Here is a 22,014-nt window from a genome sequence, read left to right as displayed (position 1 = left end):
CTTTGGTTGGAAATCATTCTTACGCAGACAGTAGCATGATGAGAGGAGACCTTAATTTTACAGGGAATGTTATTTCATTACCTTGCAAAATCTCATTTTCCTCTATTGATCAAAATATTGAACTTGGCCCAATTTCTCTGAACTATTTTAATGAGATCGGGGATCGAAGCCCTAAGCATGAGATCAAATTAAAATTTGATGATTGTATTTTTCCCAAACGCGACCGTGATGATAGAGACCCTGTTGTTCGGCTTATGTTTATTTCAGAACCAACCAGCAGCACAGACCGTAATTTATTTGGCGGTAAAACAATTTTAAATGGTTATGGTATTCGGTTAATGGATAAAGATGGAAATATTGTGCCAAATGGTGAATATCGCAGTTATCCGATTTATTTTGATGATAACCAGCAAATTACTATCTATTCCATGCTCGAGAGTTATCTTTCAAGAAGTGAATTAACAGTGGGTAATATAAAAACACAGATTACCTTGAATATTACCTACCTATAAAAGGTGTATAAATCATGATACACAAGTTTATTACAAAATATGGTTTCTACTTTTTATTTTTATTTATCTTTATAAGCCCAAAGACATTTGCTTTAGATTGTGTAGAAGCAGGAACAGGGGTTGTGATTAAGCCTCCAGTACCTGTTGGGCAATTAGCTATTCCTTCTGATACACCGGCAGGTACCATTATTTGGCAATCAGACCCAATGACCGTAACGGTATATTGCGATAATGTTTTGGGAAATATGGTTGACGTTGTCCATATGTATTTTAATCCGACGTCCCAAAAATTGGGCACCGGTTTATTACTTGGAGCGAATTATCAAGGCGAATTACTTGAGCGCGATAAACAAAGAGTGAATTTAGGCACACCTCCGATTAGCGGCAAGCAAAACGTTACCGTGACAGTCACTTTCACGTTATATATTAAAGTAACGGGTATAGTTCCGCCATCAGGTAATTATGAGGGAGATAACCAGTTTACGGTTTTCCAGTTTGATGGTAGTGGAGGAATAAACATGACACCGGGAGCGAAAAACCTACGATATGCAATATCGGGGCTAAGGGGGATTCGTTTTTTAAAATGCGGTGCGGATATAAAAGTGTACCCTGAATCACAGCAGATTGATTTTGGCCAGATGATGATCACTGAGCTGAACCAAGGTAAAGAGTTTAAAAAAAGTTTTCAAGTTCAAGCTGTGAAAAGAGGCTGCCTCGATAATTTTTCCATGAATATTAATTTTGAAACCACCGATCCGTTAAATGGTGAATATGCGATTGATTTAAAAAACGGAACCAATCTAACGATTATGGATGATAAAAGTAACCGTATAAAATTTAACTACTTTCAATTTTTTGGGAGCTTGCCTCAAGGAAGTACATCTGTAACTCGTGACTACAGTGCGTCGATTAAAAAAGTTAGCTCAGTGAAAACAGGGGCATTTAACGCCTCAACTATCGTTCGTATTAACTACTATTAATTTGCATATATGTGAAAAGAGCAGGCTTTGAACCTGCTCTTTTTCTATGGTGCACAAAGAGACAAACTAACGAAAGTGAATGTAATTCATTACTTAGTATAGAGAGTCTTATTTAACACATTTACGGCAGCTTTTATCTTGAACTTGCTCAAAGAAATTATTTCCTTTGTCATCCACAAGAATAAAGGCTGGCAACCCTTCAACTTCCATTTTCCAAATCGCTTCCATTCCTAATTCTGGATACTCAAGGCAATTTAAACTTTTCACATATTCTTGAGCGAGGATCGCAGCTGAGCCCCCGATACTGCCTAAATAGAAACCGCCATGTTTTTTACACGCATCAGTCACTAATTGAGTCCGATTACCTTTTGCAAGCATCAACATGCTACCACCATGGGACTGAAACAAATCTACATAAGGGTCCATGCGGTTGCCTGTTGTTGGGCCTAAAGAACCGGAGACCATGTCTTCTGGTTTTTTCGCTGGCCCTGCGTAGTACACCATATGGTCTTTAAAGTATTGCGGTAACTCTTCGCCGTTATCTAAACGCTCTTTAAGCTTGGTGTGAGCAATATCACGAGCAATAATGAGTGGACCACTGAGGGAAACTCGAGTCGATACAGGGTGTTTACTTAGCTCGGCCAAAATATCTTTCATTGGACGGTTAAGGTCGATATGAACCACTTTCCCTTCTGTTTGGTTACGCATCGATTCAGGGATATATTGGGCTGGATTATGTTCCATTTTTTCAAGCCACAAACCGTCTTTAGTGATCTTAGCCTTGATATTACGGTCAGCAGAGCATGAAATGGCTAACCCGATTGGGCAAGAGGCTCCGTGGCGTGGTAAGCGAATAACACGGACATCATGAGCAAAATATTTACCGCCAAATTGTGCACCAAAGCCAAGGTGACGTGAGGCTTCTAATAACTCATTTTCTAACTCAATATCACGGAAAGCACGGCCGTACTCATTACCTGTTGTCGGTAAGTTATCGTAGTATTTAGCAGAAGCCAATTTGGCTGTTTTCAGCGTAGTTTCAGCAGAAGTACCGCCAATAACGAATGCGATATGATATGGAGGGCAAGCGGTTGTCCCCAAATTACGCATTTTATCAATTAAGAAGTCTTTTAATTTAGCAGGAGTTAGCGTTGCTTTGGTTTCTTGGTAAAGGGCTGACTTATTAGCAGAGCCGCCGCCTTTGTTGACGAACAGGAAGTGGTATTCATCACCTGTAGTCGCAAAAATATCAAATTGTGCAGGTAGGTTCGTGCCTGTGTTGACTTCATTGAACATATCAAGTGGAGCATTTTGAGAAAAACGTAGGTTTTCATGTTGGAATACGTTATAAATCCCTCGAGAGAGGTATTCTTCGTCATCGCAGCCCGTCCAAACTTGCTGGCCTTTTTTACCAACAACAGCAACTGTTCCGGTATCTTGGCAGTTTGGTAAAATGCCTTTTGCAGATATATCAGCGTTACGCAGCAATTGTAGTGCTACGTATTTATCATTTTCACTGGCTTCTGGGTCATGCAATATAGCTGCAACTTGCTTTTGATGAGCAGCCCTTAGAAAAAATTGTGATTCATAAATTGCGCGTTCAGCAAGAAGTGTTAGTGCTTCAGGCTCTATTTTTAAAATTTGTTTACCCGCGAATTGCTCGACAGAAACATATTTATCAGAAACTTGGGTATATTCAGTTTTATCCTCAGATAAAGGATATGGTTCTTGATAAAAAAACTCTTTATTAGCCATTTTGATCACTCACATATTAATTTCAGTGGAATATCCAAAAAATCACCCGTAGGCTTATGTTTATTCTTAATTAATTCAATTTGAAAGACACAAAGTAAAATTTATAGGTGTAATAATAAAACTAAGCTTACAAAACAAGTTACTAAAGGTTACAATTTAAGCTGATATTATATCAATTTGGCCCGTATATTCAAAGGGATGCATGAGATTATATGACGAGGATTAAATTTATAGGGATAAAAGTCATTGATTAATAAAAATTAGATTCAAATCACATAATATTATTAATAACTAAGGTTTTAACCATTTGTTATAGATGTTATCGATTATTGACTATTTAAGTGCTTAATCATGATAAATAGCTATGGCTACATTTTTTCAATTAAAACGATTCAGTTAATCCAATGCTTATTTTCATTTTATTTTTTGCAGCAATATGTGATTTAAAATCATACGGTATTTATAATCCAAGGGTTTTAAATAAATGAAAATGATTATTTACATAATTAAGTTCTATTTCCTATTAGATATTTTAAGCATATGAAAAGCATTGAATTTAACTTAAGTTTAGTGTGTGAATATACTAAGAAAATCTATAGATATCGATAAATTGATAGCATATACCTCTATGTTGCTTATTTTTATCAGAAATCTGATTTATTTATTGATAATTCATAATGAAAGGCAAACGAAATGGCGAAAATGGCTTTCAATTTACAAAAACTGTGTTTATCATGCAGGGCTTATGAACTATAAAATGGCGCTACTGGTTTTGGGCTTTGCTGGGGAAGGATGAAGAGTATATCTCCGACAAGCTTATACAGTCTTTAACGGTGGCGGTTCTATCTGCATTATTCCTAGGGATAGAGTGTATAATAAATGACTGAGACAACCTCTCTGACACCACTCGTCGAATTAAAATCTTTGAATAAAGGTTTTGATGGCAAACAAATTATTTCTGAACTTGACTTAACTATTCAAAATGGTGAGTTTTTAACCATTCTTGGGCCTTCAGGTTGTGGCAAAACGACGGTTTTACGTCTTATTGCTGGGCTAGAAGACGTCGATGATGGGAAAATTATTCTTGATGGTCAAGATATTACGGATATTCCCGCAGAGCAGCGCTTTGTGAATACCGTATTCCAAAGCTATGCTTTATTTCCTCATATGACCGTGTTTGAAAACGTAGCCTTTGGTTTACGCATGCAGAAAACACCTGCGGCTGAAATTCAAAAGCGCGTTGACCAAGCCTTGCGTATGGTTCAATTGGAAGATTTTGCTGAGCGTAGACCCAACCAACTGTCTGGTGGTCAACAACAGCGCGTGGCAATTGCTCGTGCCGTTGTTAATCGGCCGAAAGTCTTGCTGCTGGATGAATCATTGTCCGCGCTAGATTATAAACTACGCAAACAAATGCAAAATGAGCTAAAAGCCCTTCAGCGGAAATTGGGGATCACGTTTATTTTTGTTACCCATGATCAAGAAGAAGCTTTAGCGATGTCTGATCGGATCATCGTTATGCGTGAAGGGAAGATTGAGCAAGATGGTACGCCTCGTGAAATTTATGAGGAGCCCAAAAACTTATTTGTTGCTCAATTTATTGGCGAAATTAACATTTTCGATGCAAAAGTCTTGTATCGCCTTGATGACAAACGCATTCGTGCCAACGTCGAAGGCCATGAATGTGATATTTTCACCGAACTTTCTGTCGAGAAAGGGCAGCATGTTAATGTGTTATTACGCCCAGAAGACCTACGAGTTGAAGAAGTGAATGATGCCGATAATTACCCAGGGCTGATTGGCTACGTGCGTGAGCGTAACTACAAAGGCATGACGTTAGACTCAGTGGTTGAGATGGAAGATGGCAAAATTATCATGGTAAGCGAATTCTTCAATGAAGATGACCCTGATGTTGACCACTCCCTTAACCAAAAAGTTGCTGTGACTTGGGTCGAAAGCTGGGAGGTAGTTCTGGATGATCATTCGTAAACATAAAATTTTGCAGAATGTCATCATCACCGGTGTCGTTGCTTGGTTAGTCCTATTTGTCTTTTTGCCAAATGTCATGATTATTGGCACCAGTTTTTTGACACGTAGTGATACTAATTTAGTTGACCTCGTTTTCACATGGGATAACTACATTCGCTTATCTGACCCAATGTATGCAGAAGTGATGCTTCATTCGCTTAATATGGCGCTGATTGCGACCTTCTTCTGCTTAGTCATTGGGTACCCGTTTGCTTTTATATTGGCTAAGTTACCAAAGCGTATCCAACCCCTGATGCTATTTTTGTTGATTGTACCTTTTTGGACTAACTCACTAATCCGTATCTATGGTTTGAAAGTTTTTCTTAGTACCAAAGGGTACTTGAATGACTTTTTACTTTGGGTTGGCATTGTTGATAAACCTTTGAGAATTATGTACACGCCAGAAGCGGTAATATTGGGGCTTATCTATATATTACTGCCGTTTATGGTAATGCCGCTTTATTCAAGTATCGAAAAACTGGATAAATCATATTTAGAAGCGGCAAGGGATCTTGGTGCGAATAAATTCCAGCGGTTTGTAAAAATTATCATTCCATTAACGATGCCTGGGATTATTGCGGGCTGTCTATTAGTTCTGCTGCCTGCAATGGGGTTATTTTATGTTGCAGATTTAATGGGCGGAGCAAAAAACCTGTTAATTGGTAATGTGATTAAGAGCCAGTTCTTGAATATTCGTGATTGGCCATTCGGGGCAGCAACCAGCATTTTCCTAACTGTGATGATGGGGTTATTGCTGTATGTGTATTATCGAGCGGCTAAGCTTCTGAATAAAAAGGCATATGAAGAATGATCGGACGTACTTTGCGTGGTGGCTTTATGGCCATCATTTACGCTTATCTTTATATTCCAATTATTATTTTGATTATTAACTCTTTCAATGAATCTCGTTTTGGTATTCAGTGGCAAGGGTTTTCAACAAAATGGTATGAATTACTCAGTAATAATGACAGCTTATTGGAAGCAGCAGGGCATTCGTTGACAATGGCTATCTTGTCAGCAACTTTTGCCACAGTTATTGGTACATTAACGGCGGTTGCTTTGTTTCGCTACCGTTTTAGAGGAAAGCCTTTTGTGGGGGGAATGCTGTTTGTGGTGATGATGTCCCCCGATATCGTGATGGCCATTTCCTTATTAGTGCTATTTATGATACTAGGTGTTTCACTGGGCTTTTGGTCATTGCTGTTTTCTCACATTACTTTCTGCCTGCCGTTTGTGGTTGTTACCGTATACGCAAGGCTCAAAGACTTTGATGTGAAGATGCTCGAAGCGGCACGTGACCTCGGTGCGGGTGAATTTACTATCTTACGTAAAATCATACTGCCTTTAGCATTACCTGCTGTTGTTGCTGGGTGGTTACTGAGTTTCACATTATCGATGGATGATGTGGTGGTTTCGTCATTTGTTACGGGGCCGAGTTATGAAATTTTGCCATTAAAAATTTATTCGATGGTGAAAGTGGGTGTTTCTCCTGAAGTGAATGCATTGGCAACCGTGTTGCTGATAATGTCCCTATTGCTTGTCTGTTTAAGTCAGTGGGTGATGCGGGATAAATACTCAAAAAAAGCCAAGTAATAAGTTAAACGATGGTGCTGTGTTTTGTTGTATTGCAGCATCTTTTTTAGTGCCATTAGGCGAGAGGGTGGGCTCCAATTGAGTCCATAAGATACATACCCTAAATAATTCAAGTTATTGCTTGAGATATGCGGGGGTAAAAACACGTTGTTGAGGGAAGCTCAGTCATGAAAAAATGGTCCTATCTACTGGCGGCAGGCTTAATGGCTGCAAGTATTGGCACGGCAACCGCCGCTGACGATAATAAAGACGTACTGTATTTCTATAACTGGACAGAATATGTTCCCCCCGGTTTATTAGAGCAATTTACCAAAGAAACGGGTATCAAGGTAATTTACTCCACCTATGAATCAAACGAAAGTATGTATACCAAATTAAAGACCTATAAAGAAGGTGCTTATGATTTGGTTGTACCATCTACTTACTTTATCGCCAAAATGAGCAAAGAAGGGATGCTGCAAAAGATCGATCAAAGTAAATTAAGTAATTTCAAAAACCTTGATCCAAATTTAATTCATAAAGAATTCGATCCAAATAACGATTATTCCGTGCCTTATATTTGGGGCGCTACGGGGATCGGGATTAACGGTGAAGCGGTTGATCCAGGCTCGGTGACTTCGTGGGCTGACTTTTGGAAACCTGAGTATAAAAATAGCCTACTAATGATGGATGATGCGCGTGAAGTATTCCAAGTCGCGTTGACTAAACTGGGCTATTCAGGGAACACGACCGACCCGAAACAAATTGAAGAAGCTTATAAAGAGCTACAAAAACTTCGTCCGAATATTTTAGCCTTTAACTCTGACAACCCAGCGACACCATTTATCGAAGGTGAAGTGGATGTAGGTATGTTATGGAATGGCTCTGCATTTGTGGCAAGGCAAGCAGGTCTACCTATTGAGGTCGTATGGCCAAAAGAGGGTGGGATTTTCTGGATGGATAGCTTAGCCATCCCAGCCAATGCAAAAAACGTTGAAGGTGCCCATAAGCTAATTAATTTCTTACTGCGCCCTGAAATTGCGGCACAAGTTGCTGAATCTATTGGTTACCCAACACCAAATTTAGAAGCTAAGAAAATGTTACCTGCGGAAATTGCTAACGACCCATCCCTTTACCCAAGTGAAGAGGTGCTGAAAAAAGGCGAGTGGCAAAGCGATGTCGGGAATACCAATATTCTGTATGAAGAGTATTTCCAAAAGCTAAAAGCAGGCCGTTAATAATCTGATTATTAGGTTTATTTTATGTAAAGGGCACTGGTTGAGTGCCCTTTTTTATGGGCGGCATATTGCCAACCCACTTATTTACTCACAATATTATGTGCCACAAACTTTGCAAAGGTATCGGCCCAAGGTTGTAAGAAATCTTTGCTTTTTGGTGAGATATTTCCCTGCTCATCCACCATGCCGTCATACCATTTCAGGTAACATTCGGGTTGGTTCATGGTAGGCATATTTAAGAATGCAAGGCTATTGCGTAGGTGCTGTTGGGCTATCGCGGTACTGATATTACCAATAGAAACACCTAAAATGCCTGCTGGAATGCCATCCCATGAATTATCACCCCAAGGGCGGGAACCTTGGTCAATGGCATTTTTCAACACGCCAGGGATTGAGCGGTTATATTCTGGGGTAGCAAAAATAATTCCGTCACAAGCTTTAATCTGCGATTTAAAATTTGCGACCACAGTTGGCACACTTTGGTCTGCATCTTGGTTGTAGAGAGGTAAGTCACCGATGTTGATAAACTTAAAGGTAAAGTTTGCTGGGAACAACTTGGTAATGGCCTTAGCCACGGTTAAGTTGTAAGAATCTGCACGTAAGCTACCAACAATAACACCAATACTATATTGATTTGACATGATAAAACCTCTTCTATCGACAGTTGATCATTAATACTTCATATGATTTGTATTTTGTCAGAACGTTGTTTCTTTTATTAAACATCATAATATGAACAGGTGCAAAATCTAAGTTAAATTAAAACGACAGAATAAGTGAAACAAATATCAAAAAAAATTGAATTTTTTAAATTAATTATAGTGATATGAATTATTACGATGGGATATTGTGAGTCCTCTTCCAGTATTTCTATTTACCCACTGACAAATCATAGTTACTTGATTTTAGTCAAAATGAAACATACCGACTGGTCGGTATCATTCGTTTCATGAATAAAACGGCACAGCATAGAAAAAAAGATCCCGCCAAACTCCAAGTTGAGTTACTCAAAGCGGCTCGCATTATTGCTGGTAGAGAAGGGATTTCTTCGTTATCTCTTAATGCTGTGGCAAGAGAAGCGGGTGTCAGTAAAGGCGGGTTGATGCACCACTTCCCAAGCAAACAGGAACTCATCCATGCGTTGTTTCTCCAATTATTGGGAATTATGGATGAGCGAATTCATTTGATTATGGAGAATGATCCGAATCCGTATGGGCGTTTCTCTCGTGCATATTTGCACTATATTGGTGAACTTAAAGAATCGGATGAAAGTTTTCAACTTGCTTTGCTGTCTTTAGCTATGCCAACAGAGCCGGTATTACGTCAATGTTGGCGAGATTGGGTGTTAGGCCATTTAGCAAATGGGGATGAATTTGATAATAGTTATTTAGGGGCATTAGTCAGGTATGCCGCTGATGGGTTATGGCTTTCGTCATTGACTGAAGGGGAAACATTATTACAACAAGAACGCGCTGCTATTGTAAGTCGGTTGACACAAATATCATTTGAAAAACTACCTGAGGAGTAACGGTAATACCAGCAGTGTAATTTTATTAATATAATAAGCACATGAGGCGATAGTGAAATATAAAATCAATGCCTTCATTATATATGATGCAGTTGATGGCACTTTATCTTTGAAAGAAGGTGAGGTGGACACGCAATTGTCTATCACTGCTAATGCATTATTATTTTATTTTATACAACATAATGGTGTTTTATCCCGAGACGATATATTGAAATCTGTATGGGATGATAATGGCTTAGTGTCATCGAACAGTAATTTAAATCAATACTTAAGTATTTTAAGAAAAGCATTCCGTCAATATGGTATTGAAAATATTATCGTTACTGTTGGTAGAGGCTTATTAGAATTCAATTCTGAAGTCTCCTTAGAATTAATTGATGATATTAAAATCAACCCTCTTGAGTTAATTAGTAATCTTAATGAAATTGATGGCGCAGAGGTCGTTTTATCTTCTGTTGCGAATTCAGCCCCACATCCCCTTGAAGAACCACAGATTATTACTTCACTAACCCCAGAAAAAAAAGAAATTTGTTGGTATTTAGCTAGTGCAGCCTTATTGCTTTGCTCAATTTTATTAGCCGTGATGGCTTATCTATCCAAGCAACCATCATCACCAATTAGTATGACGGTGTTGGAACACAATAATTGCGATGTCTTGTCAAATGAGAAAATGATTAATGGCACTGTTGCCCTCAACTATATACAAAATTTTGACAAGGTAAGAAATAACTTGAAACTAGACTGCATAGAAAAGGAGCGATTTGTTTTTTTCTATGGTGATAAGTTACAAACGAATGGATTAGGGCGAGTTTTTCTGGCCCATTGTGCTGTGAATGAAGATAACCCATTTAGTTATTGTGATAATTACTTCTACTATTCATGGAATCCATCATGAAGATTTCAGGCAAGGTATTATGCTTACTGAGTGGTTTACTATTTATCATAGTAGCGGTTTATACTCAGTCAGTGTTATTTTCAAATCAACAAGATGGTTTGATGGTCTGTTCGACTAAAGGCATTATGCGCTTTGAAAATATGATAGATGAAAATGTTAATGGCAACATTCATTTCAATTTTGGTTCTAATGGCAAGGGCTCGATTGTTGTGGAAGGTTATACAGACTCCAAAGCAGGGTGGCTATATTTACAACGTTACGTAAAATTTAGTTATACTACCCAACGAGTATCCCCAACAGAAAGGCATTATAATATCAGCCAATGGGAATCACGAGCATCTTCTATTGATGAATCCCCTGATGTTATTTTCGATTACTTTATGCGAGAGATGTCAGATAGCCATGACGGTTTATTTCTTAATGCCCAAAAGCTCAATGACAAAGCATTATTGTTAAGCTCAATAAATTCCCCTCTTTATATCTGCACACTTAAACCTGGCAGTAAATTTGATTAATGGTCTGAAAATAGCTTAAAGAAAAGGGCGCTATGGGCTCTTTTCTTTCAGTATTTTATGCGTATAGAGATGCTCCCCCGCGTTTTATCCAATAGCTCATTGGAGCTTTACTTAGTTTAAACTAATTATGCCTATGCAGGGTTCCTCATAGTGGTTTCGTGAATGGGATTAGCCAAGTTGGTATTGAAGTTGGCAGTTGCCCAATCGCTATCTCACAAATAAATACTTAGCTAAGCTTATAAGCAAGTGAGCCCTTCCACAGTTATCACTCCCTAAATTACCCCGCCTTATCAGCTCAATAATATCTTGTTAACAATTCCTTTGATTAATCGTAAATCAACTTTTAGCCCTTTTTTCATCTCCAGATAGAAACGTGAATTTTTGGTTTTTTTAGTGAGGTTACATAAAAAATCAAATAAATCACGCTAATTTTTAGAGTAAAACACTAAGTATTAATCATTCATGGATTTATATTTTGTTTTGTTTTTTAGGTTCTATAGTGAGTTTGAAGCCAAAGGCTGCGTTCAATAAATCACCGCGCAGACACCCTTGGCGCAAATGATTACCCCGATATTTCAAAGGACATGTACTCGGACACATCAATTTGAATTATCAGCGGTAAAGAAAAACAAAGAAGGTTTCTCGGAGGAAATAACAATGGGTGATGCATTAGGTCTTATTGAAACTAAAGGTTTGGTGGCTTGCATCGAAGCAGCGGATGCCATGTGCAAAGCGGCGAATGTTGAGCTAATTGGTTATGAAAATGTCGGTTCCGGTTTGGTAACTGCAATGGTTAAAGGGGATGTAGGCGCGGTTAAAGCGGCTGTCGATTCCGGTGTTGAGTCTGCTCAGCGTGTTGGGGAAGTTGTGACCTCTTTGGTGATTGCGCGTCCACACAATGACATCAACAAAATTGTTATTAAACATAAAGCATAACTTTTTCCGGAGGAAAAAACATGGGTGACGCATTAGGTCTTATTGAAACTCAAGGGTTAGTGGCCTGTATTGAAGCCGCAGACTCGATGTGCAAAGCCGCAAACGTTGTGCTGATTGGTTATGAAAATGTTGGGTCAGGGTTAGTTACCGCCATGGTCAAAGGCGATGTAGGTGCAGTGAAAGCTGCAGTGGATTCAGGTGTTGAATCCGCCTCTCGCGTTGGCACCGTCGTGACATCTTTGGTTATCGCGCGTCCTCATAGCGATATTCAAAAAATCGTCGCCCAGTATAAAGTCACGGAATAAAAAAGGAAATCACTTATGAAAGAAGCACTTGGTCTAATTGAAACCAAAGGTTTAGTGGCTTGTATTGAAGCGGCTGATGCGATGTGCAAAGCGGCGAATGTCGAGCTAATCGGTTATGAAAATGTTGGTTCAGGGCTCGTGACAGCAATGGTTAAAGGTGATGTGGGTGCCGTTAATGCTGCTGTTGAATCCGGTGTTGAGGCTGCAAAACGTATCGGAACAGTGGTGACTTCACGCGTTATCGCAAGACCACACAACGATATTGGCAAAATTGCGCAGCAACACAAAGCGTAATTATTGGCTAATAAATCAATAAAACAACAAGTTAATGAGTTAATTTTGACTCCGATACGGGGGAAGACATGGTTGCATTAGACAAAGATCTGCAATCCAGACAGCTAGCAAGAGAGCTAGTTCGAAACGCGAAGCAAGCGCAGAAAGAATTCGCGACATTTTCGCAGGAAAAAATCGACAGTATTGTTAAACACATTGCTATTGAGTCTGCACTTCATGCAGAAGAGTTGGCAAAAATGGCCAATGAAGAGACAGGGTTTGGGAAGTGGCAAGATAAAGTCCTGAAGAATACCTTCGCTTCAATGCGTGTTTATGAGCACATCAAAGATCTAAAAACCGTTGGCATCATTAATGATGACAAAGTCAACAAAGTTATGGATGTGGGGGTACCTCTTGGTGTTATCACAGCGTTAGTACCTTCTACTAATCCGACATCAACCATCATCTACAAAACGTTGATTGCCTTGAAGGCTGGTAACGCAATCGTCTTCTCCCCTCATCCAAATGCTAAAGCATGCAGTTTCCGTACGTTAGAAATAGTCAAAAAAGCCGCACTAGAAGCGGGCGCACCAGCAGGTATCGTTGATGCAGTCACTATGTTGACTCTTGAAGCAACGAAAGAACTGATGCACAGCAAAGACGTTTCATTAATTTTGGCAACGGGTGGTGAAGGCATGGTACGTGCAGCCTATGCATCAGGCACACCAACCATTAGTGGCGGCCCGGGTAATGGCCCTGCATTTATTGAACGTAGTGCTAATATCAAGCAAGCAGTCAGTGACATTATCACCAGTAAAACTTTCGATAATGGTGTGATCTGCGCATCTGAACAATCCATTATTGTTGAGCGTTGTATCTATAACGAAGTCCATCGTGAACTCCTTGCCCAAGGTGCTTACTTCATGAATGAAGAAGAAGCGAAGCGTATGGCATCCATGTTGCTTAGAGCGAACGGCACTATCAACCCTGAAGTGGTAGGTAAAGATGCGATTACTTTAAGCCAACGAGCAGGTTTCGCTGTCCCTGCGAATACCCGTGTATTAATTGCATTACAAGATACCGTTTCCCCTAAAAACCCGTACTCCCGTGAAAAATTGTGCCCAATTTTAGGGATGTATATCGAAGAAGACTGGCAATCAGCTTGTCATCGTGTGGTTGACTTACTGACCAACGAGGGCTTAGGCCATACCTTGGTTATTCACACTCAAAACGAAGATGTTATTCGCCAGTTCTCTCTCGAAAAACCCGTTAACCGCATTTTAATTAACACACCAGCGGCGCTTGGTGGTATCGGGGCAACCACCAATATTACGCCTGCATTAACATTGGGGTGTGGCGCAGTGGGTGGGGGTTCTAGCTCAGATAATGTAGGGCCAATGAATCTACTGAACATCCGCAAAGTGGGTTATGGCGTACGTTCAATTGAAGATTTAAGGCAACCCACTCAGCCTTGTACAACTGCACAACCTGCGGTGTCTGCAACGGTAACTCAACCGCAAGTCAGTATTTTTGATGATAACCGCTTCCGTAACCCTGTTGCGGCGACAACATCACCCGTAGCTGTCCATCCAATAGGTGATGACCGATTTGGTGGTGCGGTGACAACGGCTGCGGTTACTGAGGCTGTCGTTTCTCACGGTGATATCAGTGAAGAAAATGTTGAGCAGATCATCAAGGCCGTTCTCGGACGCCTAAATAAGTAACTCATTGGAATAAGGCGGTATAAACCATGATCCTTGCAAAGGTAGTCGGGCATGTTGTTGCAACGCAGAAATGCCAAGAACTTAGCGGCAGTAACTTACTGATGGTAACAAAGCTAGGGGATGACCTTGAACCGTTGAAAAACAAAACGTATGTGGCAGTTGACAGTGTTGGTGCTGGTATCAATGACATTGTTTTAGCTGAAGCTTACTTCGCTTTGAATAAAGACAATTACAAAGCCATGTCAGTGGTTGCCATTGTGGAAAAGGTTTATACCAAGGAGTAAAAACAGCATGAACCAGTTTTTGATTAAACCTAAAGTCCAATTCGGTGCTAACGCATTGGATTTTATCTCACAAATGAGTGCTCACCATGCATTTATCGTCACTGACAAAGCGATGGTGAAGTTTGGCTTAGCTGATGAAGTCACTCGCAGGCTAACCCAAAGTGGCATCACCTTTTCGATTTACGATGATGTTGTGCCAGATCCAGACATTTCAGCCATCGTTAACGGCATGAAAATAATGGATAGGCAATACCCAGATGTGGTGATTGCACTCGGTGGTGGGTCGGTGATTGATGCTGCGAAAGCTGTTATTTACTCCCTTTGGCACACGAAAAAAGACCCCAATCGAGTTAAACCGCAGTTTATCGCTATTCCAACCACCAGTGGAACAGGCTCTGAAGTGACATCATTTTCCGTGATCAAGTCTCAGTCTGAAAAACTGGTTTTGGTTGATGAGTTTATGTTGCCAGATGTAGCTATTTTAGACCCCGCACTAGTGAAATCTGTGCCAGCTTCTATTACTGCGGATACAGGAATGGATGTGCTGTGCCATGCATTGGAAGCGTATGTTTCGCGTACCGCTTCTGATTTTTCCGATGCATTGGCAGAAAAAGCCGTGCAATTAGTCTTTGGTCATTTAATTGATTGCTACCGTGAAGGCAGCAATTTAGTGGCTCGCGAAAAAATGCACAACGCGTCATGTATTGCAGGAATGGCTTTCACTAATGCCTCCCTTGGGATAACGCACAGTTTGGCTCATGCATTAGGTGGTGTGTTCCATATCCCACATGGCCGCGCCAACGCTCTGTTAATGGCACAAGTGGTTGCTTTCAATGCAGATTTAGAAGGCCGTTGTGACACTGAGGCAGCGAAACGCTACGCCAATCTTGCGAAAAATTTAGATTTACCCGCGTCATCAATACGTGAAGGCGTTGAAAGCCTGATGGTGGCGATCAACGTATTGAAAGATGAAATGAACCTGCCAAAAGGCATTCAAGCAACAGGTATCAATGAATTCGATTTTAACGCCCGTTTAGGGGAAATGGTTGGGCAAGCACTGCGCGATAGTTGCACGCCGACCAATCCACGGGATGTGAGCAAGGTGCAACTGGAAGCGCTGTATAGACAGTCTTTTTAACAGTTAACGCTTTATGTGATGAACAACAAACTAGAAAGAACATCAGGATAGGCTAACATGAATAAATATGCTTTGACCCCACGCGTAAAAATGCTGGCTGAACGCTTAAGTGCCCGCAACAGTTCAATTATTACTGAACGAGCTAATATTTTAGAAGCATTGGGTAACCAATTATCCGGTGCGCCGCAGGCGATTAAACCTGCTCAACGTTTTTATGAGTTTATCCGCCATTTTCCAGCCTTTATCGGGCAAGACGAGTTGATTATTGGTAGCCAATCATCAACCCCACGTGGTGCTATTTTCCATACTGAAAATGAAATTAATAGCCACAGTATTTATACCTTTTTAGCAGGCGACAGTAACGTCGATGCGCCAGATTACTTAGCAGTATTAAACGTAGGCTTTTTAGCTATCAAAGCGCAGCTAGAAAATAAAGTGAGAAATATTGGTAGCGCAGTGAGCCGCAATAGCATTGATGAGGCAAATAATTGCCGCTCTGCGATTTATGCGTGTGATGCAGCAATCCACTTTGCGCAATCTTTAGCGACGAAAGCTGAAAGCATGGCAGCAATCGAATCGAACCAATATCGCCGTGCGGAGCTGCAAGAAAGCGCAGCAATTTTGCGCAATGTGCCTGCTAAACCTGCGCAAACTTTCAAGGAAGCTTGCCAAGCCTTTTATTTATTACAGCTGATCTTGCACTTAGAAAATGGCAGCTATGCGGTTAATCCAATGGGATTTGATAAAGCCGTTTATCCATTCTACCAACGCGATATTGAACAAGGCCGTTTAACTCAGGCGCAAGCTTATGAAATTGTAGAAAGTTTATGGCTGAAACTGGCTGAGCTTTCAGAAGTTCGCTCAACCAAGCAAGTTGATGGCTACCCAATGTTCGATGCATTAAAAGACGGTATCTATCTGAATGATCCTTGTGTTTGCATTAACGAGTTGTCTGGCATGATGTTATCCGCTAATGAAAATATCAGTGCTATCAATAATGGGTTAAAAGTCCGTTTATATTGCGGTAAAAACAGTGTTCAGCCGCAATACGCAGCGCCAAATGCGAATTATATTGCTCCAACAGCACAAGCGGAAACTGAATTCAAAGTTATGGAAGGTTTAACGCCCCGCTTACAACGCTTGCGCAATCGCTACTTAGAAGCGCGTCCAAGTGTGTCTATCTACCGCGCACTCGCCTTCACTGAAGTTGTCAAAAATAACCCAGGTTTACCGCCAATTTTATTGCGTGCGAAAGCGTTCCGCCGAGCTTGTGAAACGGCACCAATCCTAATTCAACCCGAAGAGCTGATTGTGGGTCATCCATGTGGTAAAGCCCGTGCGGGTGCATTCTCACCGGATATCGCATGGCGTTGGGTAGTCGAAGAACTCGATACCATGAGCACGCGTCCACAAGACCCATTTGTTATCTCAGAAGAAGACAAAAAAGTGATCCGCGAGGAAATTGCTCCGTTCTGGGAAGGGCGCTCTCTGGATGAAATTTGTGAAGCACAATACCGTGAAGCGGGGGTATGGGAATTCAGTGGTGAAACATTTGTCAGTGACTTGTCTTATCACCAAATCAACGGTGGTGGTGATACCTGCCCAGGCTATGACGTTTTATTATTCACCAAAGGAATGAATGGCATTAAAGCGGATGCTCAGGCGAAATTAGCTGAGTTGAGCATGGAAAACCCAGATGACATTGACCGCATTTATTTCTATAAAGCGTCAATTGAAACCTGTGAAGGGGTTGTTGCTTATTCACATCGTATTGCTGCACATGCGCGTGAATTAGCCGTACTTGAATCAGACCAAAAACGCCGTGAAGAATTACTGACTATCGCGCAGGTGAATGAAAATGTACCTGCTAACCCGCCGGTGACATTACAAGAAGCATTACAAAGCATTTGGACGGTTGAGTCATTATTTGAAATTGAAGAAAACCAAACCGGTCTTTCTTTAGGGCGTCTCGACCAATATTGCTTACCAATGTATGAAAACGACATCAAAACAGGCCGTTTAACTGAAGACCAAGCATTAGAGATGATGCAGGCATTTATCATCAAGTGTGCCGAGTTAATGTGGATGTCGAGTGAGCTAGGTGCGAAATACTTCGCAGGTTATCAGCCATTTATCAACTTAACTGTTGGTGGACAAAAACGTTCTGGTGGTGATGCTTGTAACGATTTGACCTATTTAATAATGGATGCGGTTCGCTTTGTGAAAGTGTATCAGCCATCTCTGGCATGCCGTATTCATAACCAATCACCACAGAAATACATGGAGAAAATCGTTGATGTGGTGAAAGCCGGTATGGGCTTCCCAGCCTGTCACTTCGATGATTCCCACATCAAAATGATGCTACGTAAAGGCTTTGATTTTGAAGATGCGCGTGACTACTGCTTAATGGGGTGTGTAGAGCCACAAAAATCAGGCCGTATTTATCAATGGACATCAACAGGTTATACCCAGTGGCCAATTGCGATTGAATTTGTGCTAAACCGTGGTCGCATGGTGTTATTTGATAGCTATCAAGGCTTAGATACGGGTGACTTACGTGAGCTGAAAACTTTCGAAGACTTTGATAATGCAGTAAAAGCACAGATTGGCCACATTGTTCGTTTATCGGCTATCGGGACTGTTATCAGCCAGCGTGTACATCGCGATGTAGCTCCAAAACCCTTGATGTCTTTACTGGTAGAAGGTTGTATGGAAAAAGGGAAGGACGTTGCAGCTGGCGGGGCGATGATCAACCACGGCCCAGGGCTGATTTTCTCAGGCCTTGCCACCTATGTTGACTCGATTGTTGCTATTCGTAAATTGGTTTATGAAGAGGGCCGCTACACGCTTGAGCAAATCCGCGATGGCTTACTCGCAAACTTTGAAGGCTATGACGAATTACGTCGTGACTGCTTAAATGCGCCTAAGTTTGGTAACGATGATGACTATGTTGACCAATATGCGCTGGATATCACCGAGTGGACAGAGCGTGAGTGCCGTAAATATGACATGTTGTATTCAACATTGAGTCACGGAACCTTATCCATTTCCAACAATACCCCAATTGGTGAATTGACCGCAGCAAGTGCTAACGGCCGTTTAGCGTGGATGCCACTCTCGGATGGTATCAGCCCAACACAAGGTGCGGACAAACAAGGCCCTACTGCCATCATCAAATCAATCAGCAAGATGAATGTTGAGACGATGAACATCGGTATGGTGCATAACTTTAAGTTCTTAAAAGGCTTATTGGATACACCGGAAGGGCGTCATGGCTTAATCACGTTACTGAGAACCGCCTCTATTTTAGGTAACGGGCAAATGCAGTTTAGTTATGTAGATAACGAAATGCTGAAAAAAGCACAGCAAGAGCCTGAAAAATACCGAGATTTAATCGTTCGTGTTGCAGGTTACAGCGCATATTTCGTTGAGCTTTGTAAAGAGGTTCAAGATGAGATTATCAGCCGTACTGTAATTGAGAAGTTCTAAACCAGCGTTGGCAGGTATGACTTCATACCTGCCGTTTCATAATAACAATAATAAATTTGAACTGATTTTAGAGGTGTAATGATGAGCGCGGCAGAGATTAAAGGTCGGATATTTAATATCCAAAAATACTCAATTTATGATGGCGATGGCATTCGAACGCTGATTTTCTTAAAAGGGTGCAATATTCGCTGCCCATGGTGTGCTAATCCAGAAGGACTAAGTAGCCAGTTTCAAGTGATGTTTTCTCACGACAAATGTGTGAATTGTGGGAAATGTGTCGATGTTTGCCCTACCGGTATCCATTACAAAACCATTAATGAACAAGGTGAACAGATTCACCGTGTCAATCGCAGTATTGACTGTATTGGTTGTCGTAAATGCGAAGAAGTGTGTATTGGCGGTGCGTTAGACATTATGGGCAAAGATGTCACGGTAGCCGAAATGATGGAAATCATTATGCAAGATTATGATTTTTATATCTCTTCCGGTGGTGGTGTAACAATCGGTGGTGGCGAAATGAGCCTACAAACCGACTTTGCTGTTGCCCTACTGCGTGAGTGTAAAAAAATGATGATCAACACCGCCGTAGAAACACAAGGAACAACCTCATTAGCCAACTATGAAAAGCTAGCTGAAGTTGTCGACCTATTTTTGTATGACATTAAACATATCGATACGGTACAGCATAAAAACTTATTCGGTATTGGGAATGAAAATGTTCGCCGTAATCTTGAAAGGTTGGTGGAACTTGGCGCTAACATCGTCGTTCGTATGCCGTTAGTCCGTGGATACAACGATTCATTTGATGCCATTACTGGTGCGATTAATTATGCGATGGAATTATCCAAACGCGGCAATGTAAAGCGCATCGATATTTTACCTTATCACCAGTTGGGTCGTGGCAAATACGACAAGTTAGAGATGATTTACCCGGTTAAACAAGACCCAACCTATAGTGCTGAAGAGTTAGATCAACTTGAAGCGTTCTTTAAGCAATTCGATTTCGATATTCGACTGGTTCGTCACTAAGTCACAAAGTAGGAGAGACAGATGAAAAGTTTAGGTGTGATTGAAACTCGGGGGCTGACATCCGCCATACAAGCCGCAGATGCAGCATGTAAAGCCGCTAGTGTAGAAATTATAGGTTATCGGAAAATAGGTTCTGGGTTGGTATCAGTTTGTTTTCAAGGTGAAATTAGTGCAGTTCGCACTGCGGTTGATCATGGCATTGACGTGATAGCGAATAGCCAACTGCTTGTCGGCTCATTAGTGATTGCTCGCCCAGAAGAAAGTGTGACGGCTAAATTGTTAACGGTGAAAAGTAAAAAGGGTGAATTAGAAAAAAGCATTGAAAAGACAGAAAAAGGACAAAGTTCATCAGAAAGTGAAACGGTTGAAGCAAAACCTCAACATACTGCGCCTGAAGTAAAAGAGGATACCAGTGTAAAAGAGACCAAAAATGACCTACGCAAAGGTAAAAAATCATGATTAATGAGCAGTTGATGGGCAAAATTTTATCCCGTCTTTCAACCAATAGCTTTGCTCAAGGAATACAACCGAACATTGCAATTCCTGTCGGTATTTCAAATCGTCATGTTCACCTGTCACAGCAAGATGTTGAAGCGTTGTTTGGTCAAGGATATCAACTGACACCATTCAAAGATTTAAAGCAGCCAGGGCAATTTGCAGCCAAGGAATGTGTCATGGTGGTTGGGCCAAAAGGGTCGATAAGCAAAGTGAGAGTCTTAGGGCCTGTTCGCCCAAAAACGCAACTTGAAGTGTCCAAAGCGGATTGTTTTGCACTGGGTATTAAAGCGCCAGTGAGAGAGTCAGGAGATTTAACGGGCTCAGGTAACGCTTTATTGATCGGCCCTGCTGGGCACGTCAACCTTGAGTCGCAAGTTATTTGTGCTCAGCGTCATATTCATATGAGTGTGATGGATGCGAGGTCACTCAATGTGGTGAATGGGCAAAAGGTAAATATCCGTACTGAGGGTGAGCGTAGCTTAGTATTTGATGAGGTTATCGTGAGAGTGGATGAGCGGTTTTCTCTTGAATTTCATATTGATACAGATGAAGCGAATGCTGCGGGTTTACGTAATAACGATAGCGTATTTATTGCGGGTTAAGGAACGGTGGCAAAATGAACGAAAAACTGATCGAGCAAATTGTGCAACAAGTTTTACGTCAGTTAAAACGACAAGTTTTGGTTGTGTTATCACCGGTTGAGGGCTATCAGCAAGCTATTTACCAAAGGTTAGCGCAGCTAGATTCTGTTTGTTTTTCCTTTTATGCCACCGCATCAATGCTTCAGTCTTCGAATATGGAGAAATGGGCTGAGCTAGGACATGTTATAGACAAAAATACGTTATCAATAAATAAGTTAAGCCGCTATAGCTGCCTATTTTTACCTTTTATTGATGCAAAAGTTGTCGGTGAAATTGCCAGTGGTTTATTTGTTAGTGAGGAAAGTGAATTAACTTTACACGCACTATCACAAAATATTCCTATATTGGCATTGAAATACCATTGCTGCCCAGAAAGTGAATTAAGCCATATCTTAGGTTTAAATAAAAATGAAAATTATAATCATCTTATTAAAGAAAATATCAGTAAAGCAATTAACTTAGGTATTCAGTTTTTTCCATTAAATGAAATTGAAAAAAAGTTACTAACTCATGATATTTCTAAATATTTAAAACCTGAAATAACTAATGAAACTCCAAGTCGCTATATTACTTTAAAAGAAGTAATGAATAACCCTAGGGGGTATTGCGCGAATGAAAATAAATTAACAGATTCTGCAATTGATTATTTAAAATCATTGAAATAATAAAATAAA

General features: G+C 40.7%; 22 protein-coding genes. 20 read left to right on the top strand and 2 right to left on the bottom strand.

Translation table 11 applies throughout. From position 1 onward, the window contains the following. Positions 1–35 precede the first annotated feature (35 nt). Both ABE954_RS19185 and ABE954_RS19180 read left to right on the top strand, forming a co-directional pair. The gene (locus ABE954_RS19185; protein ID WP_226619077.1) at positions 36–512 is read left to right on the top strand and encodes a fimbrial protein; all 477 of its coding nucleotides are present in this window, start codon (positions 36–38) and stop codon (positions 510–512) included. 14 nt (positions 513–526) lie between these two features. Further along, on the top strand, positions 527–1,492 hold the full coding sequence (locus ABE954_RS19180) for a fimbrial protein (RefSeq protein ID WP_166684973.1): 966 nt from the start codon (positions 527–529) through the stop codon (positions 1,490–1,492). 108 nt (positions 1,493–1,600) lie between these two features. Here ABE954_RS19180 and ABE954_RS19175 read toward each other — a convergent pair whose 3' ends face one another. Further along, positions 1,601–3,247 (bottom strand): fumarate hydratase, encoded by a 1,647-nt coding sequence (locus ABE954_RS19175; RefSeq protein WP_042845480.1) that lies wholly within the window; start codon positions 3,245–3,247, stop codon positions 1,601–1,603. Positions 3,248–4,126: 879 nt separating this feature from the next. On the opposite strand from ABE954_RS19175, the gene potA reads away from it, so the two are divergent. The 4 genes from potA to potD all read left to right on the top strand — a co-directional run bounded on the left by potA (position 4,127) and on the right by potD (position 8,085). Next, positions 4,127–5,236: a spermidine/putrescine ABC transporter ATP-binding protein PotA gene (gene potA / locus ABE954_RS19170; protein WP_166686596.1), complete on the top strand. Its 1,110-nt coding sequence runs from the start codon at positions 4,127–4,129 to the stop codon at positions 5,234–5,236. Beyond that, a complete protein-coding gene (gene potB / locus ABE954_RS19165; protein WP_042845478.1) occupies positions 5,223–6,086 on the top strand; it encodes a spermidine/putrescine ABC transporter permease PotB in 864 nt (287 codons plus the stop codon). The genes potA and potB overlap by 14 nt, the downstream gene beginning before the upstream one ends. Continuing rightward, positions 6,083–6,868, top strand: coding sequence for a spermidine/putrescine ABC transporter permease PotC (gene potC, locus ABE954_RS19160; protein ID WP_042845477.1), 786 nt, complete (start codon positions 6,083–6,085; stop codon positions 6,866–6,868). Before potB ends, potC begins: the two co-directional genes overlap by 4 nt. A 167-nt stretch (positions 6,869–7,035) precedes the next feature. Beyond that, a complete protein-coding gene (potD, locus tag ABE954_RS19155) occupies positions 7,036–8,085 on the top strand; it encodes a spermidine/putrescine ABC transporter substrate-binding protein PotD (RefSeq protein WP_042845476.1) in 1,050 nt (349 codons plus the stop codon). A gap of 80 nt (positions 8,086–8,165) precedes the next feature. On the opposite strand, the gene ABE954_RS19150 is transcribed toward potD, so the two are convergent. Beyond that, complete coding sequence (locus tag ABE954_RS19150) at positions 8,166–8,726, bottom strand: NADPH-dependent FMN reductase (protein WP_042845475.1); 561 nt, start codon at positions 8,724–8,726, stop codon at positions 8,166–8,168. A gap of 308 nt (positions 8,727–9,034) precedes the next feature. On the opposite strand from ABE954_RS19150, the gene ABE954_RS19145 reads away from it, so the two are divergent. From ABE954_RS19145 to ABE954_RS19080, 14 genes are all read left to right on the top strand, one after another. After that, positions 9,035–9,613 (top strand): TetR/AcrR family transcriptional regulator, encoded by a 579-nt coding sequence (locus tag ABE954_RS19145; protein WP_042845473.1) that lies wholly within the window; start codon positions 9,035–9,037, stop codon positions 9,611–9,613. Between the two features lie 52 nt (positions 9,614–9,665). Then, a complete protein-coding gene (locus tag ABE954_RS19140; RefSeq protein ID WP_042845471.1) occupies positions 9,666–10,508 on the top strand; it encodes a transcriptional regulator in 843 nt (280 codons plus the stop codon). Beyond that, complete coding sequence (locus ABE954_RS19135; protein WP_042845470.1) at positions 10,505–11,023, top strand: FidL-like protein; 519 nt, start codon at positions 10,505–10,507, stop codon at positions 11,021–11,023. The genes ABE954_RS19140 and ABE954_RS19135 overlap by 4 nt, the downstream gene beginning before the upstream one ends. A gap of 657 nt (positions 11,024–11,680) precedes the next feature. Next, the gene (locus ABE954_RS19130; protein ID WP_004249182.1) at positions 11,681–11,959 is read left to right on the top strand and encodes a BMC domain-containing protein; all 279 of its coding nucleotides are present in this window, start codon (positions 11,681–11,683) and stop codon (positions 11,957–11,959) included. A 20-nt stretch (positions 11,960–11,979) separates the two neighbouring features. Further along, positions 11,980–12,264 carry a BMC domain-containing protein gene (locus ABE954_RS19125; RefSeq protein ID WP_042845468.1) on the top strand — a complete coding sequence of 95 codons (285 nt, stop codon included), beginning with the start codon at positions 11,980–11,982 and terminating at the stop codon, positions 12,262–12,264. Positions 12,265–12,279: 15 nt separating this feature from the next. Next, positions 12,280–12,558, top strand: a complete 279-nt coding sequence (locus tag ABE954_RS19120; RefSeq protein WP_004259063.1) for a BMC domain-containing protein — start codon at positions 12,280–12,282, stop codon at positions 12,556–12,558. Between the two features lie 68 nt (positions 12,559–12,626). Continuing rightward, positions 12,627–14,261 (top strand): acetaldehyde dehydrogenase (acetylating), encoded by a 1,635-nt coding sequence (locus ABE954_RS19115; protein ID WP_053083841.1) that lies wholly within the window; start codon positions 12,627–12,629, stop codon positions 14,259–14,261. Between the two features lie 26 nt (positions 14,262–14,287). Beyond that, on the top strand, positions 14,288–14,545 hold the full coding sequence (locus ABE954_RS19110) for a EutN/CcmL family microcompartment protein (RefSeq protein ID WP_004259057.1): 258 nt from the start codon (positions 14,288–14,290) through the stop codon (positions 14,543–14,545). A gap of 7 nt (positions 14,546–14,552) precedes the next feature. Further along, on the top strand, positions 14,553–15,683 hold the full coding sequence (locus ABE954_RS19105; protein ID WP_071548630.1) for a 1-propanol dehydrogenase PduQ: 1,131 nt from the start codon (positions 14,553–14,555) through the stop codon (positions 15,681–15,683). Positions 15,684–15,740: 57 nt separating this feature from the next. Further along, positions 15,741–19,172, top strand: coding sequence for a choline trimethylamine-lyase (gene cutC, locus ABE954_RS19100; protein WP_166696480.1), 3,432 nt, complete (start codon positions 15,741–15,743; stop codon positions 19,170–19,172). A 78-nt stretch (positions 19,173–19,250) separates the two neighbouring features. Beyond that, positions 19,251–20,201, top strand: a complete 951-nt coding sequence (gene cutD, locus ABE954_RS19095) for a choline TMA-lyase-activating enzyme (RefSeq protein WP_042845465.1) — start codon at positions 19,251–19,253, stop codon at positions 20,199–20,201. A 21-nt stretch (positions 20,202–20,222) separates the two neighbouring features. After that, positions 20,223–20,660 carry a BMC domain-containing protein gene (locus tag ABE954_RS19090; protein ID WP_042845463.1) on the top strand — a complete coding sequence of 146 codons (438 nt, stop codon included), beginning with the start codon at positions 20,223–20,225 and terminating at the stop codon, positions 20,658–20,660. Beyond that, positions 20,657–21,301, top strand: coding sequence for a phosphate propanoyltransferase (pduL, locus tag ABE954_RS19085; protein ID WP_048606020.1), 645 nt, complete (start codon positions 20,657–20,659; stop codon positions 21,299–21,301). The genes ABE954_RS19090 and pduL overlap by 4 nt, the downstream gene beginning before the upstream one ends. A gap of 14 nt (positions 21,302–21,315) precedes the next feature. After that, on the top strand, positions 21,316–22,005 hold the full coding sequence (locus tag ABE954_RS19080) for a hypothetical protein (RefSeq protein ID WP_042845458.1): 690 nt from the start codon (positions 21,316–21,318) through the stop codon (positions 22,003–22,005). The last annotated feature ends 9 nt before the right edge of the window (positions 22,006–22,014 follow it).

The sequence above is a fragment of the Providencia sp. TYF-12 genome, assembly GCF_041344805.1.
GTDB classification, from domain to species: domain Bacteria; phylum Pseudomonadota; class Gammaproteobacteria; order Enterobacterales; family Enterobacteriaceae; genus Providencia; species Providencia huashanensis.
This window is presented reverse-complemented; position numbering and strand designations above follow the sequence as displayed.

What these genes read in the sequence shown, in the direction of transcription:
- ABE954_RS19185 (WP_226619077.1), top strand. Translation starts at nt 36, where the DNA reads ATGATGAGAGGAGACCTTAATTTTACAGGGAATGTTATTTCATTACCT.
- ABE954_RS19180 (WP_166684973.1), top strand. Translation starts at nt 527, where the DNA reads ATGATACACAAGTTTATTACAAAATATGGTTTCTACTTTTTATTTTTA.
- ABE954_RS19175 (WP_042845480.1), bottom strand. Translation starts at nt 3,247, where the DNA reads ATGGCTAATAAAGAGTTTTTTTATCAAGAACCATATCCTTTATCTGAG.
- potA (WP_166686596.1), top strand. Translation starts at nt 4,127, where the DNA reads ATGACTGAGACAACCTCTCTGACACCACTCGTCGAATTAAAATCTTTG.
- potB (WP_042845478.1), top strand. Translation starts at nt 5,223, where the DNA reads ATGATCATTCGTAAACATAAAATTTTGCAGAATGTCATCATCACCGGT.
- potC (WP_042845477.1), top strand. Translation starts at nt 6,083, where the DNA reads ATGATCGGACGTACTTTGCGTGGTGGCTTTATGGCCATCATTTACGCT.
- potD (WP_042845476.1), top strand. Translation starts at nt 7,036, where the DNA reads ATGAAAAAATGGTCCTATCTACTGGCGGCAGGCTTAATGGCTGCAAGT.
- ABE954_RS19150 (WP_042845475.1), bottom strand. Translation starts at nt 8,726, where the DNA reads ATGTCAAATCAATATAGTATTGGTGTTATTGTTGGTAGCTTACGTGCA.
- ABE954_RS19145 (WP_042845473.1), top strand. Translation starts at nt 9,035, where the DNA reads ATGAATAAAACGGCACAGCATAGAAAAAAAGATCCCGCCAAACTCCAA.
- ABE954_RS19135 (WP_042845470.1), top strand. Translation starts at nt 10,505, where the DNA reads ATGAAGATTTCAGGCAAGGTATTATGCTTACTGAGTGGTTTACTATTT.
- ABE954_RS19130 (WP_004249182.1), top strand. Translation starts at nt 11,681, where the DNA reads ATGGGTGATGCATTAGGTCTTATTGAAACTAAAGGTTTGGTGGCTTGC.
- ABE954_RS19125 (WP_042845468.1), top strand. Translation starts at nt 11,980, where the DNA reads ATGGGTGACGCATTAGGTCTTATTGAAACTCAAGGGTTAGTGGCCTGT.
- ABE954_RS19120 (WP_004259063.1), top strand. Translation starts at nt 12,280, where the DNA reads ATGAAAGAAGCACTTGGTCTAATTGAAACCAAAGGTTTAGTGGCTTGT.
- ABE954_RS19115 (WP_053083841.1), top strand. Translation starts at nt 12,627, where the DNA reads ATGGTTGCATTAGACAAAGATCTGCAATCCAGACAGCTAGCAAGAGAG.
- ABE954_RS19110 (WP_004259057.1), top strand. Translation starts at nt 14,288, where the DNA reads ATGATCCTTGCAAAGGTAGTCGGGCATGTTGTTGCAACGCAGAAATGC.
- ABE954_RS19105 (WP_071548630.1), top strand. Translation starts at nt 14,553, where the DNA reads ATGAACCAGTTTTTGATTAAACCTAAAGTCCAATTCGGTGCTAACGCA.
- cutC (WP_166696480.1), top strand. Translation starts at nt 15,741, where the DNA reads ATGAATAAATATGCTTTGACCCCACGCGTAAAAATGCTGGCTGAACGC.
- cutD (WP_042845465.1), top strand. Translation starts at nt 19,251, where the DNA reads ATGATGAGCGCGGCAGAGATTAAAGGTCGGATATTTAATATCCAAAAA.
- ABE954_RS19090 (WP_042845463.1), top strand. Translation starts at nt 20,223, where the DNA reads ATGAAAAGTTTAGGTGTGATTGAAACTCGGGGGCTGACATCCGCCATA.
- pduL (WP_048606020.1), top strand. Translation starts at nt 20,657, where the DNA reads ATGATTAATGAGCAGTTGATGGGCAAAATTTTATCCCGTCTTTCAACC.
- ABE954_RS19080 (WP_042845458.1), top strand. Translation starts at nt 21,316, where the DNA reads ATGAACGAAAAACTGATCGAGCAAATTGTGCAACAAGTTTTACGTCAG.